Genomic DNA, 16,548 nt, shown 5'->3' with positions numbered 1-16,548 from the left:
CTTTCCTAATCAAGAAACAACTTTTACACTAAAAAAACATCATAACTTTATAACACTTAACACTTTACAAATAACAAAAATTATTTAATTTTAAAAGTAAGTTTCTGATAAATTTAATTTTTAAGTTAAACATCAAAACTTATCTTTGTAAATCATTAAAAAAAATTATTATGATAGTCTGGTCACTCTTTTTACTTGCTGTAATTTTTATTCTTGCTTTAGATTTAGGTGTCTTTAATAAAACACCCCATATTATTAGCACAAAAGAAGCCAGCAAATGGACCTTAGTTTGGGTTACTTTATCTTTCCTTTTTTCAGGAGTAATTTACTGGCTATACACTACAGACTATATCGATAATCCAGATAATTTGAAGCCAGCCGTTGCTTCAATGAAGTTTATTACTGGTTACTTAATTGAGCTTTCTTTGAGTGTCGACAATATCTTTGTTATTGCTATTATTTTTGCTTCCTTTAAAATTCCGCAAAAATACCAGCACCGTGTTTTATTCTGGGGAATATTAGGCGCTATTGTTTTCCGCGGATTAATGATTTTCTTTGGAGTTATGCTGATTAATAAATTTGCTTGGACAACGTATGTATTTGGAGTCTTCTTAATATTTACTGCTATAAAAATGCTTTTTTCTGGCGAAGAAGAAGATTTTCACCCAAAAGATTCCTTCGTATATAAAACGCTAGGAAAAATTATGCCGATTACATCTGAAACGGACGGAGAGAAATTCTTCATTTCAACCAAAACAGCAAAAAAAGCAGCAACTCCATTATTTGTAGCTTTAATTGTTATTGAAGTGATGGACGTTTTATTTGCAGTAGACAGTGTTCCTGCAATTCTAGCTATTACCAAAGATCCGTTTTTAGTATTCAGCTCTAATATTTTTGCTATTCTTGGGTTACGTTCTATGTATTTCTTCTTAGCAAACATGCTGGCAAAATTCAGTTATTTAGAATACAGTTTAGTAGCAATCTTAGCTTTTGTTGGATTAAAAATGCTTTTACACGATTTCTTCCACGTTCCAGAATGGGCTTCTTTAGGATTTATAGCTTTATCTCTTTTAGTTGGAATTTTGGTTTCGCTTAAATTCGGACCAGAAAAAGTTTTAAATGATTCGTCAAGCGAAGAATAATTAGCTTTCAAAACATATATTCATAAAAAAAGGAAATCTTACGATTTCCTTTTTTTACATTCAATTTAAAAATTATTTTATTTGTTTGACATTGCTATCATCAATGTTGTACTTCTTAATTACTTCATTATAATCTGAATAATCAGGCTTGCTAGCAGATTTTCCTGTTGTTGAAAAAGCACCTGGAATAATTACGATTCTAAAAGTTTGATTTCTGATAAGATCTGGCGTTAAAGCCAAATCATAAGTTCCTCCAGCATAAATTGTAAAATCTGCTTTACTAAAATCAAAATCATAATCGAGCTCTCCCTGAGACACGTAAAGTGTTCTAGGAATTTGCTGCCAAATTGGAGTTGTGGGATTAACAGTTCCAGCCAATCTATAAATTAAAACAACGTCAGAATCATAAATATTCGGAGTCAATTTTCTATAAATATTATAACCATCTGTGCTATTAAAATCAAAATTTACGTTTTGAATTTCAAAAACTTCTGCAATTAATCCACCATCTTGTCCGTCTTGTCCAGGAGGTCCTGGAGGCCCTTCTGGTCCTTCGCAACTAGAAAATGCAATTAAACCGATAACTGCAAATAAGGTAAGTATCTTTTTCATAATTATTTTTTTTTAAGGATTATACTATAAAGGTATTTCAAAAATTAAACCAAAAAAAGTGATTTGGCTTATTTTACCATAAAAATGTCCTTATTTTTTTACAGTCGCCTGATTTTTAGTTAGTATTTTATTAAAAAATAATGCGTGATACGGAAGCGAGTTTTCCCAATAATCCCAAGTATGAGCTCCTAGACGTTCTGTATAATCGTGGTCAACTTTATTATAAACTAATCTCCTGTGCAATTCTCTGTTGGGTTCAATTAAAAAATCGTCTACACCGCAATCTATTATTAAAGGAAGCTTATTCGATTTTAATTTATCGGCCATTCTTAAAACAGAATTTTGTTCGTACAACTCCGTATTGCCACTTTTGTCTCCAAATACAGGCTGCATCAATTTTACAACCTGTGCCGAAGAATCTCTGTTAAGCATCGTACTCATATCTACTGCACCACTCATACTTCCTGCAGCACAAAATAATTCTGGATGTCTCGCAGATAAATACAATGCGCCGTGTCCGCCCATAGAAAGACCTGTTATCACTCTACCATTTTTATTGGCAATTGTTTTATAGGTTTTGTCTACTTTCTGAATCACTTCCTGAGTGATAAAAGTCTCAAACTGACTTTCTTTATTTACAGGACTATCTATATAAAAACTAAACGTTTCTCCTTCTGGCATTACAATAATCATATTGTATTGATCTGCCAGATTATGAACCAGTTTTTTGTTTGGAGTATTTTTAAGCCAATCACTAAAATGTCCGTAAGCCCCATGCAGAAGATACATTACCGGAAAAGCCGTTTTGCTTTTTGCATAAGAATTTGGTAAAACTACCGCTGCTTTATAGGTTTTACCCATTGCGGTACTCGCAACTTGAAGTGTGTCTACTTTTGCAGCATATGTCATGGTGGTAAGACAAAGCAAAAATGCAGACAATAGCATTTTAAATTTCTTCATTTTGATATTTTTTTTCTGATTAGGGTTTGTAAATATAACTTTTTTCAGAATAAAATATATGAAAAATCCGACTAGTGTTTGCGATAAAAAAATAGCCGCGAATTCACGAATTTCACTTTTAAAATCTTAAAAAACACTTTACTTATTTAATTACCAAAATCCTATTGACATTCTTTGAACAAAAATAAAAACCACGAATTCACAAATTAATATTAAAAAAAAAAATTCGTGAATTCGTGGCTAAAAAAAATTCTAGCTACAAAACTAGCTAATTATAATCTTATGTTCGTGACGGTATTGCGAAGCGCTTTTACCAGTATATTGTTTAAACGATTTGCTAAAATGGCTGAAATTATTAAAACCACTTTCGTAACAAACTTCATTAATACTCATTGGCTGTTCTGCCAAAAGTTTTGAAGCATGCACAAGACGATATTCATTCACAAACTCCGTAAATGTTTTATTGGATATCTTTTTGAAATAACGGCAGAACGATGGCGTAGTCATACTTACCAGACTCGAAACCTCATCTATAGAAATAGATTCTTGAAAATGATCTTTCACAAAATTGAAAACCACATTCATACGGTCATTATCCTGAGTTTGCAATTCCATCGAAAATCCGTCGGCATTCAAAATGGTATATTCCTCAGCCGATTCCAATTCGTCTAAAACACTCAAAAGCGTTATAAGTCTTTGAAATGGCGGTTCGTTTTCCATCATTTCAATTTTCTTTCCGATACGTTTTTTTGTTTCGCCTCCAAAAGCGATTCCGCCTTTAGCTTGTTTCAAAATATTCTGCACCTTTTTCATTTCGGGTGCAACAAAAAAGTCACTTCCCAAAAATTCAGGTTTAATATGGATAACGGTTTCCGTTGTATTTCCTGTCTGCTCATTTGTAAAACCACAATGAGGCAAATTAGCTCCTATTAAAAGTAAACTACCATTGGTATAATAAGAAACATGGCTTCCTATTTGTCTTTTTCCAGCCCCGCCGTTTATATAAACCAACTCAATTTCTGGATGATAGTGCCATAAATGAGCTTTACTATTGGTCTTTTCGGCGTGTTTACTGTAGGTAAAAGAACTTCCGTATGAGTTAGTTATCACTTCAAGAGCTGGGGCAATAGTCTTCATGATAATTTCTTTAAAAAATAATAGCAAATTTAACAAAAACACCTAAAATAATTTAAATTTTAACCTATAACGGTTTCGTAAATGCGAATTTTACATTAAAATAACGTTCTTAACACTGAAGATTTTATATCAAATTCGGCTTTTTTTTAGGGTCTTATTTTTTTTCCTCACTTTTTTTCTATTTATCCTATTTAAAACCCGATTTTATGCCAATATGTTAAAATTTGTAAGAAAAATAGAAATTTTAAGAAGTACTCCGTTTTTAAAAAACTTTGAATAAAAACAATCAAATTAACAAAAACACAACATTAAAGTCAAATTTTAACATATAACGGTTTCGTAAATGAGAATATAGCATATAAATTGGAAAATATAGTTGTTAAAATACCACACATGCTACTATAACTTTGCATCAGAGAAATGAACGAAAAAAATTTAATACTATAGAATATGAAAAAGGTTATGAAATTAAGTTTAGTATTTGCAGTACTTCTAACAGGAATGAGTACATACGCAATTGATGGAAATGAAGCATTAAATCTTCATGTATTAAAAGGAAATGGCAAGGTAATTGCTTTTGGAATTAATCAATTACAAAAAGCAGTTATTAGTATATATGATACAAATGGTAATTTAATCTATACTGAGAATGCTTCTGGTAAAGACGGAATCTTAAGAACTTTCAGTTTAGAAGAATTCCCTCAAGGAAAATATATTTTAGAGGTTGCCGACAGCTTCAAAAAAGTAAAATACGATATCACTGTTAACGCTAATAGTTCTGTTTTATCTTCAAAAGGTACAGTTTCTGTTAACTAAGAAAATATTAAGGTTAAGTGCAATTCTTCACGGCACTTAAAACTTTATACTCTAATACAGTATAAAAAGTGAGGTTAGATAGTTAGTAAGTTAAAAACTTTCAAAAGTTTTAAAAACAGCTCTTTGTGGTTACTGAGCTGTTTTTTTTTGCTTTTTATTTTTTGCAGATTACAACACAGAGATTCGCAGAGTTTTTTTTAAGCTTTGCGAATCTTTGCGTTTTTCTTCGTTTGACTTTGCGACATAAATGTACAAAGAATAAAACTTAGCATCTTAGAGCCTCACCCACATTCCTACATTTAGTAAAGAAATCTTTAACTGTATGTAAATTAAAAAACATTAAAAACGTTGAAAAATAATAACCGAATAAGGAAAAACAGTGAAAAATAACTCAAATTTTAACATATAACGGTTTCGTAAATGAGAATATAGCATATAAATTGGAGAATATAGTATTCATTTTTTACTTACAACTGAAGTAATTTAGCATCAGAGAATTAGAACTATTAATTTAAAAACTAAATACCATGAAAAAGATTGTTAGATTGAGTTTAGTAGCAGCATTGCTTTTCACAGGAATAAGCACATATGCAATTGATGGAACAGCAGATTTTAATCTGCATGTAATTAAAGCTAATGGTAAACAAATCACTTTTGGTCTTAACCAAACGCAAAAAGCCAACTTAGCAATTTACGATAAAGATGGATCTTTAATTTACTCCGAAAGTGCTTCAGGTAAAGACGGAATCTTAAGAACTTTCAGCCTAGAAGAATTTCCTGAAGGAACTTACTTCTTGGAAGTAGAAGACAATACAAAAAAAGCAAAATACGAAATCACCATAACTGATGAAGTTTCTGTTTTATCTAAAAACGCAGTTTCTTCTGTTTACAAAGCAGGTTTTGCTAAAAATACAAGCGTGGCAGCACGCTAAAAAGTTTATGCTTTCATAAAGTATAAAAGTGAGGTTAGATAGTTAGTAAGTTTAAAAACTTTCAAAAGTTTTAAAAACAGCTCTTTGTGGTTATAGAGCTGTTTTTTTTTGCTCTTTACTTTTAGGTTTTTACCGCAGAGATTCACAAAGTAAAGCACTAAGATTCGCAAAGCTGAGTAAAAAACTTTGCGAATCTCTGTGAAAAAACTTTGTGAATCTCTGCGGTAAAAACTAATTCTTTTTGTAAATAAATCCTTAATTCAATGTAAATACAAAATCAAGCAAAACATTAGAAAATAATAACTGAATTAACAAAAACGTTAAAAATAATTCACGTTTTAACCTATAACGGTTTCGTAAATGAGAATATAGCATAGAAATAGGAAAACACAGTTGCGCTTTTTCATGTAATACATAAGTAATTTAGCATCAGAGAATTAGAACTATTAATTTAAAAACTAAGTACCATGAAAAAGATTGCAAAATTGAGTTTAGTAGCAGCGTTGCTATTCACAGGAATAAGCACTTACGCAATTGACGGAAATGGAGAATTTAATCTTCACGTATTAAAAGCTAATGGAAAACTGATCACTTTCGCACTTAATAAAGTACAGAAAGCCAATTTAGCTATTTATGACAAAGACGGAACTTTAATTTATTCTGAAAGCGCTTCAGGTAAAGAAGGAATCTTGAGAACTTTCAGTCTAGAAGAATTCCCAGAGGGAACTTATTTTTTAGAAGTTGAAGACAACGTAAAAAAAGCAAAATACGAGATTACAATAACTGATAATGCAGCTTTATCAAGAACTGCAATTTCTTCAGTTTACAAACCAGGTTTTGCAAAAAATACAAGCGTTGCTGCACGTTAAAAATTTTATACTTTCAAACGGTATAAAATAAGGTTAGAAAAAATTAAAATATTTTATTGTTGAAGAAGAAAAACAGCTCGCGGTTGGTTACGGAGCTGTTTTTTTTGTGCCGAAAAATAAACGTGATTTTTACACTAAATTTTATATGAAAAAATATTCTTATTAATTCAAATATTTGATTTCCAACCGTTAAAAAAAAATTAAAAAACAGCAATCCACAAGCCCAGTAATTACGTACATAGTTCAAACAAAATATCGATATGATTACAATTCAGCAACTTAAGGCTCTAAAAATGCTGAAATTTTGCTAAAAATTAAATTTGTATTTGTAGTTTTACGCGTTCCACATTTAGTAATTAACAATTTAAAAAAAACATGACAAAATTTACCAAAGCTGGTTTAGTTGCTGCCTTTTTTTTAGCGACTGTGTTTACCTATGCCATTGATGGAAAAGGTGATTATATTTTAAACATTCAAACAGGAAACGGAAAAGTAGTTAGTTTTACTTTAGACACTGTAGAAAATGCATCTTTCTCTATCTATGATGAGAATCACAATTTACTTTATGCAGGAGACGCTGCAGCAAACAAATTGGAGGTTTCAAAAACAATTAGTTTAGAAAGTTTTCCTGCTGGAACTTATGTTCTTGAAGTGAAAGCTAACGACAAAATTGCGAAGCACGAAATTAAAGTTGCTGCTAAAAAAGTTAAGACTGTAAAGTTAGACCAATCTGCTAATCAGAGTCCGGCTTTCCGTCGTTAATTTTTTGCCACCTAAGAATTAGAAAAGCAGCTCGTACCAGGAGCTGCTTTTTTTTGTTTTTATAGTTTCTTTTTTCTTAAACTCAAACCTATTTTTGCCAATTCCCAAAAAAAATCTTTTTCTGACGGAATTATTATTTTTTGCAAATCTCTATATACTGAAGAATACATAAAAGCATAGATATAATCTAATAAATCTATTAATATGAAACTCTGTCTAAATTCTGGACGCATTTCCTCGTTATTAGCGAAACATACATTTCCAGTTTCTTGCTCTTCTAAAAACAACAAACCTAAGTTATTTGCGAACTGCTTTATCGCATTTTTATTTATAATAACCATTCTGGAAGTTTTTTCAAGTAAATCATCAAGCATAAAATAAGATTGGGCACTACCCTGCTGTATTTTCTGAATGCAAAGCTCCAGATCATTATCAGGAAATGTAATCTTAGTTTTTTCAAGCTCTAAACCTTCTATTTTATTCAGATATTCTTGTATGGTCATCTTAATTTGCGTTCTAATATAAAGTTAAATTATATTTTTTAACGAATGAAATTACTGCTTCCAAAATCATTTTTTTAGCTTTTCAGAAACAAATAAAACACACAAAATCAAATATTTACGAAACAACAATATAATCAATCCAATCAAAAAAACATTACTAAAAGCAACTTACATTACTGATTTACATATATTTGTATATTAAAAGTATCATTAGACGTAAAATAATAAACCCAAAATGACGTTTTTATAATGGATTAAAGTTTTTCCTAACAGAAATCATTTATAAAAAAAATAAAAAAAATACGATCAACTACCATAACCAAAACTAAACCTATGCAAAAACAACTAGCTATTTTAGTATTGTTCATCGTATTTTCAACTCGTGCGTCTGCACAAAGCGAAACCTTTTATAAAACAGATAAAGTCGGCGAAAAGTATGCCTATGTCGATGTTATAAGAACCTACGAAAAGGTCGCTGCAAAAGGCTACAAGTCTGTAGACTTATTTCAAAAATTAGGAAATTCATCGTATTCGAATTGCGAACTAGAAAAAGCAGCCGAATGGTACAGCGAACTCTTCGCTTTAACCACAGATTTAGATCCTGTTTATTATTACCGCTATGCAGAATCGTTACGTTCTATTTCTGAAAATGAAAAAGCAGATGCCCTTATCGAAAAATTAAAACGTAAACCGAAAACTTCGATAAAAAGTAAAGTTTAAAAGAACTTGAATTGATATAAAAAAACCTCTCATTTCTGAGAGGTTTTTTATTTAGCCACAATCTTGTCATTCAATTAATCTGCAATTTTATAATCGGTAAACTTATAAGTATTGTCTTTTTTTCCCATTAATTCAACCGATTGAAAATTAACCCCTTCCTCTGTAACTTGATAATCATAAACATCAATTACGCCATCATAGTTATGCAATTCATAATACTTTCCGTTTTCAACCCACCATTTACCATTTTCAGTTGTTTGATCCACTTTACCACTTGGGTAAATTACAACAAACAATAAAGTACTTGTTCCATTTTCAAAACGGCATGAAACCCAATACTTACTTACACCATCTTGCTGCTGTCCTATTTCAGACCCTTTCCAGCATCCAAAAAGTTTTGGATCATATGTTTTGTTTTCTGTTTTACTAATTGCTTTTATATCTTGCTTAACCTTTGTCTGGCCAAAACTCAAGCTCGTAATAAATAGTAATCCTAAAATAAAAATGCTTTTTTTCATTTAAAATTAATTTTTGAAGTTATATATAGTTTTTGGTTTTTATAATTGATTTGCCTTTCCGCTAAAGCCTTTCATTCTCCATTTTTCTGATTGCTAATATATACAAACAAATTTCTTCTAAATTGAGGAAAGCCGTAAAACGATATTTTTTTATAAAACAAAAAACCTCTCATTTCAATCCGAATTTATTTTCAATATATTTGACATTATGAATGAAAATACAAAAGACATATCGATCAGGCCAGCCGTAAATGCAGATTTACCTAAACTTGCCGAATTTCTACAATTTTTAGTAAATGCAGAAAGACCCTTTGATGTAACATTAAAAGAGGGAGAAATTTTTTATTATGATATACAGGAGATTATTTTAGACAGCAAGTCAGAGGTTTTGGTTATAGACTTTAACAATCAAATTATTGGTTGCGGATATGCTCAAATCAGGGATGCCAAACCCTATCAAAAACATGAATTTTTCGGGTATCTTGGTTTTATGTATGTTGATCCAGAATTTAGAGGTCGAGGCTATAATAACCAATTAATTAATTCTCTTAAAAAATGGGTTTTATCGCAAGGAATAACTGAGGTTAGATTAGAGGTATATTCTGAAAATGAAGTAGCAGTTAACGCTTATAAAAAGGCAGGATTTGAACCAATATCGACAACCATGCGTTTTGATATAAGCCAAATGAATGATAATTAAATGAAAAAAGCATTCGCCAACACGAATGCTTTTTTATTTTTTACAATTACTATTTCTCTTTTAGCAATTTCTCTAAATATTCGATTTTATCTTGTTCCGCTTTCAGCAAACGCTCGTAAAGCTTTTTATTCTCTTCTACAGTTTCCATTAATTTATCTAATGGATTGAAAGTGCAATGATTATTATTCCCAAAGTGACTATTATGAACAGCATCGTTAAAACTATTAAAGTAATTAATAGCTGCTTCGTCTGAAAAATTCTTAATCGCTTCAACCGTTACGCCAAGCGCTTTTGCCACCTCAACAAGTCTTTCTTCTTCTATCGTTTCGCTGTTTTCCATAGCCGAAATTGCTTGCTGGTTTGTTCCTAACGCCTGCGCCAAAGCTTCTTGTTTCATATCTCGCAGTTCACGAATACGGCTTATTTTTCGCCCTATATGATTTGGTTTTGTTAGTGTGCTCATAATTCAAAGATAATAATAAAGTGTCAAAATTGGTAAAATGTAAAAAACAGATTTTACGCCGTGCGATACAGCAAAAAATGATTTCGTAAAGCAAAATCTATTTCTTCCTTCGCCGAATCAAACAAAAGTACAATTTTTCTTATACAAATTTTATAAAAGCCAAATTGTAAACCAATTAAAAATATAAGCCTTATGGAAAACAATGCAACTGAAACTTTACAAAAGCTACAAAAATTAACCGTTCAGTATTTTACAACGCTAAAACCAACCAATGAAGCCAATTCTTATACCGCACAATTTAAAGTGGTCAATTATTTAGAACTCGGCTGCCTTATTACCGATTTACTGAAATTATGTATTCTGGCACTTGACAATGATATGCATAATTTTTCTAAAAAAGATAAAAGTGCAACTATTAATGTAAGTCTTATTTTGGAAACGGTTCTGCATTTGTTTCCTATGGATGAAATGGAGTTTTTGGGGTATGTTGGGGAGGTTGTTGGTCCTCAATAAAGCTATTCTAAATATGTTTGTATTTTTACATCTCTCGTGCAACTAATAATAAAATACAAAATGGCTAGAAGAATAGAATTAGAAGTTGATTATGATAATTCAAACTCACCTGGATTTTATACAAATTTTGATGATTATGGGGCAATATTGTATTATGCTTATACAGTTAATAAAGATTTAGCATTCGAACTGTATAAAGCTATGGTCAGTGAATATTATTTTAAATTAGAAACTGATATGCCTTTAGAAGGATTAACTGAAGAGGATTCAAATGTTTATTTACCATTGAATGATTTGCCTCAGGTAATTACATTTATAAACAATCAAGTCCTACCTTCTTTACAGCTACTAGATTTAGAATTAGATTTAACTACTACGTGGAATATAGGAAGTAGTCTTGATGCTTTTCTAATGAATCAAGGTAGCTTTTTTGAATATTTTAGTATTGATGATATAGAACAGGATGGTTACACTGTTGAATATTTTATTCGTGTTTTTAATAAATTGAACACTTTTTTTCAAGAAGTTGTAGATCAAAATGTAATTTATATGGTATCAATCGTTTAATGTTTTGCATCGGACTCTTTGCTATTTTTAATAAAATTCCATTGAAAAATAACCGTAATATTGTCATTTCGACAGAGGAGAAATCTTCGCAAGTAGCTCCGCAACAGTGCGTGCTCAACGTACGAAGATTTCTCCTTTCGTCGAAATGACAAACTGGAGAAGGTAAACTTTTCATTCACAGGCGAGACAGTCGCGCAAGCGAAGGAAATTTTTAAGATAAAAAATAATTGTCTTACAAAAAACAAACTATATTTGAAAATTCATATTCACCTAAAATTATAATAAAAAAAAATGGAGTTAAGGCAATTTAGCAATCTAATTTTTAAACTTTCAGGTCTATTTATAATCTATGGTTTGCTCTTCAAATATACAATAGGAGCTGTGTTTGACATCAATAAAAGCAGTATAAGTGATAGTCCTTTTGGCGGGTATTCTTTAAATTGGAATATTGTCTTTATTAGTATTTTATGCTTTGTAATTTTAATTAAAAACTCAAATTTTCTGACTTATCTTTTTTATCGAAAAAATTACGTTGTTGAATTAAATGAGGTAAATCAATATCGAATTTTAAAAGTTATTTTTATAACATTTATTTTTTTTCAGTTTATTACTAATTTACTCATTCCAAGAGGAGAAATCAGCTTTTGGAGCGTTTTATTCTCTAATAATCCAATTATACTTTTTGTTTTAATTTTATTTCACAGGATTATCATAAAATTTATGATTAAGCAAATTAATTCTTATTCTGAAAAACAATCAAATCATATTTTTATCTTTTCGATGATTTCAATTCTTTTGTATTTTTATTTTTTCTGGGATTATGGATTTGTTTCGATAAATCCTTTTCAATTTACTTTTCGTATTATCATCTTACTTATTACTTTAAACTCTCCTTTTGTTTTTAGATTATTATTAGAAAAAGACATATCAATTAAGAATAATCATTTTATTTTCATCTTGTTTTTCTGGACTTTATTTCTTTACAATTCACAAGAGTTCTTATTGAAACTCCCTAATTATGAAAGAGATAACACTTATCTTGTTAGAGATTTATCACTTCATATGATACTTCCTTTATTCCTTTTAGTTCTCCATTCATTCTTTGCAAAAATTAAAAGTGTTTCGGCATTACAATTTACATGCATTATAATTGGAATTTTATCTATTTTCTGTTTCATTTTAAAATATTTACATGGATACCAATATGCAACTAAAGTATATTTAATAAGTGGTATCATAGCAATTGCCTTGTCTACAAGAACTGGTATACTAGATAAAAAACTTGCAAAGTTAAAGTTTACAAATAGGGTGAGATCTGTAGAACCATCTTTACAAACTAGTTCTTCATTTTTATTTATAGCACTAATATTTCTTACAGTTTCAAAGCCTATTATTATGCTTTTTGATTACAACTCAAGTTTTACTATTGATGAATTAGCATCTTTTAGTATTGTAATAATCCAATTAGTCATTATTCTAATAATCATATCGAAAAAGAATTTAAAATTAGATAATGTGGATAGTTTTATAAATACATCATTGACGTTCTTTTTAATTTTAATATTCTGTAATAATTACTTGTTCTTTCTTAGCCGCTTACTTTTTTATAGAAATCATACCTTTTTTAATGTTAGCACTATTGACATTATATATTTTATAGTTTTAATAATGGCAATACTATTTTCATCTTATTTGGCAAAGCTCATAAAAATCATATTGCCTAAAGGTTATTTTAAAAGCTTTTCTAACTAACCTCATTTTATCTCTTGTAAATCTGCCACAAAATAAAACTAACAAAAACAGATACAAAAAAACCTCCCATTCACATGAGAGGTTTCCAATATGATTAAAAAAATAAAAATATTACATATTCCTCCTATACTGCCCGCCCACTTCAAACAACGCCGAAGTAATCTGACCTAAAGAACAAACCTTTGTAGCTTCCATTAAATGGTCAAATAAGTTTTCATTTTTAATAGCGGCTTGCTGTAACGTATTTAAATGTTCGTTTACTTTTGCTTCGTGGAATTGATGCAAATTATCCAGCATCGTAATCTGGTATTGTTTTTCTTCTTCGGTTGCACGAATAACCTCAGCCGGAATTACCGTTGGCGAACCTTTTGAACTCAAGAAAGTATTTACACCCACAATTGGGAAATCTCCGTTGTGTTTTAAGGTTTCGTAATACAAACTTTCTTCCTGAATTTTAGATCTTTGGTACATCGTTTCCATTGCGCCTAGAACTCCTCCTCTTTCAGTTATTCTGTCGAATTCTTGTAAAACGGCAGCTTCTACTAAATCGGTTAATTCTTCGATGATGAATGAACCTTGAATAGGGTTTTCGTTTTTCGCTAAGCCTAATTCTTTATTGATAATCAGCTGAATGGCCATGGCACGACGTACCGATTCTTCTGTTGGCGTTGTAATCGCTTCGTCGTAAGCATTGGTGTGCAATGAATTACAGTTGTCGTAAATGGCGTATAATGCCTGTAAAGTCGTTCTAATATCGTTGAAATCAATTTCCTGTGCGTGTAAAGAACGTCCAGAAGTTTGAATATGATATTTCAGCATTTGTGCTCGTTCGTTGGCTCCGTATTTGTTTTTCATGGCTTTTGCCCAAATTTTACGTGCCACACGACCAATAACCGAATATTCTGGATCTACTCCATTCGAGAAGAAGAACGATAAATTTGGTCCAAAATCGTTGATGTTCATGCCTCGGCTCAAATAATATTCCACGTAAGTGAAACCATTTGAAAGCGTAAATGCCAATTGCGTAATTGGGTTTGCTCCCGCCTCTGCAATATGATATCCTGAAATCGAAACCGAATAGAAATTACGAACGTTTTTGGTAATAAAATATTCCTGAACGTCGCCCATTAATCGCAGCGCAAATTCGGTTGAGAAAATACAAGTGTTTTGCGCCTGATCTTCTTTTAAAATATCGGCTTGAACCGTTCCACGAACTTGCGATAAAGTTTTGGCTTTTATTTCGTTATAAACTTCCAAAGGTAAAACCTGATCTCCGGTAACGCCCAAAAGCATTAATCCTAAACCGTTGTTTCCTTCTGGCAGATCGCCTTGGTATTTTGGTCTTTCGATTCCTTTCTCCTTATATATTTTGTTGATTTTGGCTTCAACTTCTTTTTCTAATTCGTTGGCCTTGATGTACAATTCGCATTGCTGATCGATTGCAGCGTTCATAAAGAAACCTAACAGCATTGGCGCTGGTCCGTTGATGGTCATACTTACCGAAGTTAGAGCATGAACCAAATCGAAACCTGAATATAGTTTTTTAGCATCATCCAAACAGCAGATTGAAACTCCTGCATTTCCGATTTTCCCATAAATATCTGGACGTAAATCTGGATCGTTTCCGTATAAGGTAACGCTGTCAAAAGCAGTCGAAAGACGTTTTGCAGGCATTCCCGCACTCACATAATGAAAACGTTTATTGGTTCTTTCTGGTCCGCCCTCGCCCGCAAACATTCTCGACGGATCTTCGCCTTCACGTTTAAACGGATATAATCCCGAAGCAAACGGAAATTCGCCAGGAACATTTTCCTGTAAATTCCAACGCAGAATATCGCCCCAACCTTCATATTTAGGCAAAGCAATTTTCGGAATTTGTAAATGTGATAAACTTTCAGAATGCGTAGCAATCTTGATTTCTTTATCACGAACTTTAAAACTATAAACTGGATTTTTGTATTTCGCTACTTTTTCATCCCAATTCAGGATAATTTCCCAATTGTATGGATCTAAATCCATTTTTACTTTATCAAACTGATTCAGTAAAAGATTTAAAAAGATTCTGTTTTCGTCGTGTGGTTGGGCTGCGCTTGGCAAAACTGTAGAATCATCAATTCCTGCTTTTGTAATTTGCGGCACTTTCCCAGAAACCGATTCTATAGTTTTGAAAATTCCGTATAATTTCTGAGCTACTTTTTGCTGCGAAAGTGCGATTTCATCATAACTTCTGTTATTCTCTGCAATTTCAGATAAATAACGTGTTCTTCCTGGCGGAATCACGAAGATTTTCTCGCTCATTTCTTTGGTGATTTCAAAAGTCGATCTCAAATCAGAATCGGTTTTCTCCACCACTTTATCCATAATCGCTTTGTAAAGCGTGTTCATTCCGGGATCGTTAAACTGAGAAGCGATTGTTCCGAAAACTGGCATTTCATCAGGACTTTTATCCCAAAGATTATGGTTTCTTTGATATTGTTTTTTTACATCGCGCAAAGCATCCAATGCGCCGCGTTTATCAAATTTGTTTAAAGCCACTAAATCGGCAAAATCAAGCATGTCGATTTTTTCCAATTGAGTTGCGGCTCCAAATTCTGGTGTCATTACATATAAGGATACATCAGAATGATCCATAATTTCAGTATCAGACTGGCCAATTCCTGAAGTTTCCAAAATAATCAAGTCGTATTTCGCAGCTTTCAAAACCTGAATCGCCTCAGCTACATATTTAGATAAAGCCAAATTCGACTGACGGGTTGCCAGCGAACGCATATAAACACGTGGATTATTGATGGCATTCATACGGATTCTGTCTCCTAAAAGTGCTCCACCCGTTTTTCTCTTAGAAGGATCGACAGAAATTAATCCGATTGTTTTTTCTGGGAAATCAATCAAAAAACGGCGAACCAATTCATCGACTAAAGAAGATTTTCCCGCTCCGCCTGTTCCTGTAATTCCTAAAACTGGAATTTTAGAACTCTCATTGCTTTCGTGAATTTTATCAAAAACAGGTTTTGCAATTTCTGGAAAGTTTTCTGCTGCCGAAATCAAACGCGCAATCGCCGTAGGCACTTTGTTTTCGATATGATCAATCTCTCCGTTTAGTTGATCTCCGATAGGAAAATCAGCACGTTCAACCAAATCGTTAATCATTCCTTGAAGACCTAACGAACGTCCGTCATCTGGAGAATAAATTCTAGTAATACCATATTCATGTAATTCGGCAATTTCGCTCGGCAGAATCACGCCGCCGCCGCCGCCAAATATCTTAATGTGCCCTGCCCCTTTTTCATGAAGCAAGTCATACATATATTTAAAGTATTCATTATGCCCGCCTTGGTAAGAAGTCATCGCAATAGCATTGGCATCTTCTTGAATAGCGGTATTTACCACTTCTTCAACGCTTCGGTCATGCCCAAGGTGAATGACTTCTACTCCTGTTGACTGAATAATACGACGCATAATGTTTATTGCGGCATCGTGTCCGTCAAAAAGTGAAGCAGCTGTGACAATTCTTACTTTATTTTTAGGAATATATGGTATTTGTTGTTCCATTTTATGAATATGATAATTTTAAGCGACCAA

The 16,548-nt window shown here is 31.8% G+C and carries 17 protein-coding genes; 10 read left to right on the top strand and 7 right to left on the bottom strand.

What is annotated here, in order from left to right; genetic code table 11:
• Positions 1-170 precede the first annotated feature (170 nt).
• Positions 171-1,142, top strand: coding sequence for a TerC family protein (locus M0M44_RS13145; RefSeq protein WP_248726057.1), 972 nt, complete (start codon positions 171-173; stop codon positions 1,140-1,142).
• Positions 1,143-1,214: 72 nt separating this feature from the next.
• On the opposite strand, the gene M0M44_RS13140 is transcribed toward M0M44_RS13145, so the two are convergent.
• The 3 genes from M0M44_RS13140 to M0M44_RS13130 all read right to left on the bottom strand — a co-directional run bounded on the left by M0M44_RS13140 (position 1,215) and on the right by M0M44_RS13130 (position 3,851).
• The gene (locus M0M44_RS13140) at positions 1,215-1,754 is read right to left on the bottom strand and encodes a hypothetical protein (protein WP_248726056.1); all 540 of its coding nucleotides are present in this window, start codon (positions 1,752-1,754) and stop codon (positions 1,215-1,217) included.
• A 90-nt stretch (positions 1,755-1,844) separates the two neighbouring features.
• Positions 1,845-2,714 (bottom strand): alpha/beta hydrolase, encoded by an 870-nt coding sequence (locus M0M44_RS13135; RefSeq protein WP_248726055.1) that lies wholly within the window; start codon positions 2,712-2,714, stop codon positions 1,845-1,847.
• A gap of 264 nt (positions 2,715-2,978) precedes the next feature.
• Positions 2,979-3,851 carry an AraC family transcriptional regulator gene (locus M0M44_RS13130; RefSeq protein WP_248726054.1) on the bottom strand — a complete coding sequence of 291 codons (873 nt, stop codon included), beginning with the start codon at positions 3,849-3,851 and terminating at the stop codon, positions 2,979-2,981.
• Between the two features lie 450 nt (positions 3,852-4,301).
• Between M0M44_RS13130 and M0M44_RS13125 the strand changes: the two genes are divergently transcribed.
• The 4 genes from M0M44_RS13125 (at position 4,302) to M0M44_RS13110 (ending at position 7,230) form a co-directional block, all read left to right on the top strand.
• On the top strand, positions 4,302-4,667 hold the full coding sequence (locus M0M44_RS13125) for a T9SS type A sorting domain-containing protein (protein ID WP_248726053.1): 366 nt from the start codon (positions 4,302-4,304) through the stop codon (positions 4,665-4,667).
• Positions 4,668-5,194: 527 nt separating this feature from the next.
• Positions 5,195-5,599 (top strand): T9SS type A sorting domain-containing protein, encoded by a 405-nt coding sequence (locus M0M44_RS13120; RefSeq protein ID WP_095929873.1) that lies wholly within the window; start codon positions 5,195-5,197, stop codon positions 5,597-5,599.
• A gap of 467 nt (positions 5,600-6,066) precedes the next feature.
• Positions 6,067-6,468 carry a T9SS type A sorting domain-containing protein gene (locus M0M44_RS13115; RefSeq protein WP_248726052.1) on the top strand — a complete coding sequence of 134 codons (402 nt, stop codon included), beginning with the start codon at positions 6,067-6,069 and terminating at the stop codon, positions 6,466-6,468.
• A 375-nt stretch (positions 6,469-6,843) separates the two neighbouring features.
• Positions 6,844-7,230, top strand: a complete 387-nt coding sequence (locus M0M44_RS13110) for a secretion protein (RefSeq protein ID WP_248726051.1) — start codon at positions 6,844-6,846, stop codon at positions 7,228-7,230.
• Positions 7,231-7,289: 59 nt separating this feature from the next.
• Here M0M44_RS13110 and M0M44_RS13105 read toward each other — a convergent pair whose 3' ends face one another.
• Positions 7,290-7,733, bottom strand: coding sequence for a hypothetical protein (locus M0M44_RS13105; protein WP_248726050.1), 444 nt, complete (start codon positions 7,731-7,733; stop codon positions 7,290-7,292).
• A 333-nt stretch (positions 7,734-8,066) separates the two neighbouring features.
• Between M0M44_RS13105 and M0M44_RS13100 the strand changes: the two genes are divergently transcribed.
• Positions 8,067-8,453, top strand: coding sequence for a tetratricopeptide repeat protein (locus M0M44_RS13100; protein WP_248726049.1), 387 nt, complete (start codon positions 8,067-8,069; stop codon positions 8,451-8,453).
• A 74-nt stretch (positions 8,454-8,527) separates the two neighbouring features.
• Here M0M44_RS13100 and M0M44_RS13095 read toward each other — a convergent pair whose 3' ends face one another.
• On the bottom strand, positions 8,528-8,971 hold the full coding sequence (locus M0M44_RS13095; RefSeq protein WP_248726048.1) for a hypothetical protein: 444 nt from the start codon (positions 8,969-8,971) through the stop codon (positions 8,528-8,530).
• 208 nt (positions 8,972-9,179) lie between these two features.
• Between M0M44_RS13095 and M0M44_RS13090 the strand changes: the two genes are divergently transcribed.
• Positions 9,180-9,671, top strand: coding sequence for a GNAT family N-acetyltransferase (locus M0M44_RS13090; RefSeq protein ID WP_248726047.1), 492 nt, complete (start codon positions 9,180-9,182; stop codon positions 9,669-9,671).
• A 49-nt stretch (positions 9,672-9,720) separates the two neighbouring features.
• Here the strand turns inward: M0M44_RS13090 and M0M44_RS13085 are convergent, their stop codons facing one another.
• Positions 9,721-10,134, bottom strand: a complete 414-nt coding sequence (locus tag M0M44_RS13085) for a helix-turn-helix domain-containing protein (RefSeq protein WP_248726046.1) — start codon at positions 10,132-10,134, stop codon at positions 9,721-9,723.
• Positions 10,135-10,326: 192 nt separating this feature from the next.
• Here M0M44_RS13085 and M0M44_RS13080 point away from each other — a divergent pair, with 192 nt between their 5' ends.
• The 3 genes from M0M44_RS13080 (at position 10,327) to M0M44_RS13070 (ending at position 12,966) form a co-directional block, all read left to right on the top strand.
• Positions 10,327-10,647, top strand: a complete 321-nt coding sequence (locus M0M44_RS13080) for a hypothetical protein (RefSeq protein WP_248726045.1) — start codon at positions 10,327-10,329, stop codon at positions 10,645-10,647.
• A gap of 60 nt (positions 10,648-10,707) precedes the next feature.
• Positions 10,708-11,214 carry a hypothetical protein gene (locus tag M0M44_RS13075; protein ID WP_248726044.1) on the top strand — a complete coding sequence of 169 codons (507 nt, stop codon included), beginning with the start codon at positions 10,708-10,710 and terminating at the stop codon, positions 11,212-11,214.
• A gap of 291 nt (positions 11,215-11,505) precedes the next feature.
• Entirely contained in the window at positions 11,506-12,966 is a 1,461-nt protein-coding gene (locus M0M44_RS13070; RefSeq protein ID WP_248726043.1) for a hypothetical protein, read from the top strand.
• A gap of 111 nt (positions 12,967-13,077) precedes the next feature.
• On the opposite strand, the gene M0M44_RS13065 is transcribed toward M0M44_RS13070, so the two are convergent.
• On the bottom strand, positions 13,078-16,518 hold the full coding sequence (locus tag M0M44_RS13065) for a methylmalonyl-CoA mutase family protein (protein ID WP_248726042.1): 3,441 nt from the start codon (positions 16,516-16,518) through the stop codon (positions 13,078-13,080).
• Positions 16,519-16,548 lie beyond the last annotated feature (30 nt).

Origin of the sequence: Flavobacterium humidisoli (assembly GCF_023272795.1) — a bacterium.
Lineage (GTDB): Bacteria > Bacteroidota > Bacteroidia > Flavobacteriales > Flavobacteriaceae > Flavobacterium > Flavobacterium humidisoli.
Note: the sequence above shows the minus strand (reverse complement) of the source record. Positions and strands in the feature narration are given on the sequence as shown.

Coding starts and splice junctions, on each gene's coding strand:
- M0M44_RS13145 (WP_248726057.1), top strand. CDS start 171: ATGATAGTCTGGTCACTCTTTTTACTTGCTGTAATTTTTATTCTTGCT.
- M0M44_RS13125 (WP_248726053.1), top strand. CDS start 4,302: ATGAAAAAGGTTATGAAATTAAGTTTAGTATTTGCAGTACTTCTAACA.
- M0M44_RS13110 (WP_248726051.1), top strand. CDS start 6,844: ATGACAAAATTTACCAAAGCTGGTTTAGTTGCTGCCTTTTTTTTAGCG.
- M0M44_RS13140 (WP_248726056.1), bottom strand. CDS start 1,754: ATGAAAAAGATACTTACCTTATTTGCAGTTATCGGTTTAATTGCATTT.
- M0M44_RS13090 (WP_248726047.1), top strand. CDS start 9,180: ATGAATGAAAATACAAAAGACATATCGATCAGGCCAGCCGTAAATGCA.
- M0M44_RS13105 (WP_248726050.1), bottom strand. CDS start 7,733: ATGACCATACAAGAATATCTGAATAAAATAGAAGGTTTAGAGCTTGAA.
- M0M44_RS13120 (WP_095929873.1), top strand. CDS start 5,195: ATGAAAAAGATTGTTAGATTGAGTTTAGTAGCAGCATTGCTTTTCACA.
- M0M44_RS13115 (WP_248726052.1), top strand. CDS start 6,067: ATGAAAAAGATTGCAAAATTGAGTTTAGTAGCAGCGTTGCTATTCACA.
- M0M44_RS13085 (WP_248726046.1), bottom strand. CDS start 10,134: ATGAGCACACTAACAAAACCAAATCATATAGGGCGAAAAATAAGCCGT.
- M0M44_RS13065 (WP_248726042.1), bottom strand. CDS start 16,518: ATGGAACAACAAATACCATATATTCCTAAAAATAAAGTAAGAATTGTC.
- M0M44_RS13135 (WP_248726055.1), bottom strand. CDS start 2,714: ATGAAGAAATTTAAAATGCTATTGTCTGCATTTTTGCTTTGTCTTACC.
- M0M44_RS13095 (WP_248726048.1), bottom strand. CDS start 8,971: ATGAAAAAAAGCATTTTTATTTTAGGATTACTATTTATTACGAGCTTG.
- M0M44_RS13100 (WP_248726049.1), top strand. CDS start 8,067: ATGCAAAAACAACTAGCTATTTTAGTATTGTTCATCGTATTTTCAACT.
- M0M44_RS13080 (WP_248726045.1), top strand. CDS start 10,327: ATGGAAAACAATGCAACTGAAACTTTACAAAAGCTACAAAAATTAACC.
- M0M44_RS13130 (WP_248726054.1), bottom strand. CDS start 3,851: ATGAAGACTATTGCCCCAGCTCTTGAAGTGATAACTAACTCATACGGA.
- M0M44_RS13070 (WP_248726043.1), top strand. CDS start 11,506: ATGGAGTTAAGGCAATTTAGCAATCTAATTTTTAAACTTTCAGGTCTA.
- M0M44_RS13075 (WP_248726044.1), top strand. CDS start 10,708: ATGGCTAGAAGAATAGAATTAGAAGTTGATTATGATAATTCAAACTCA.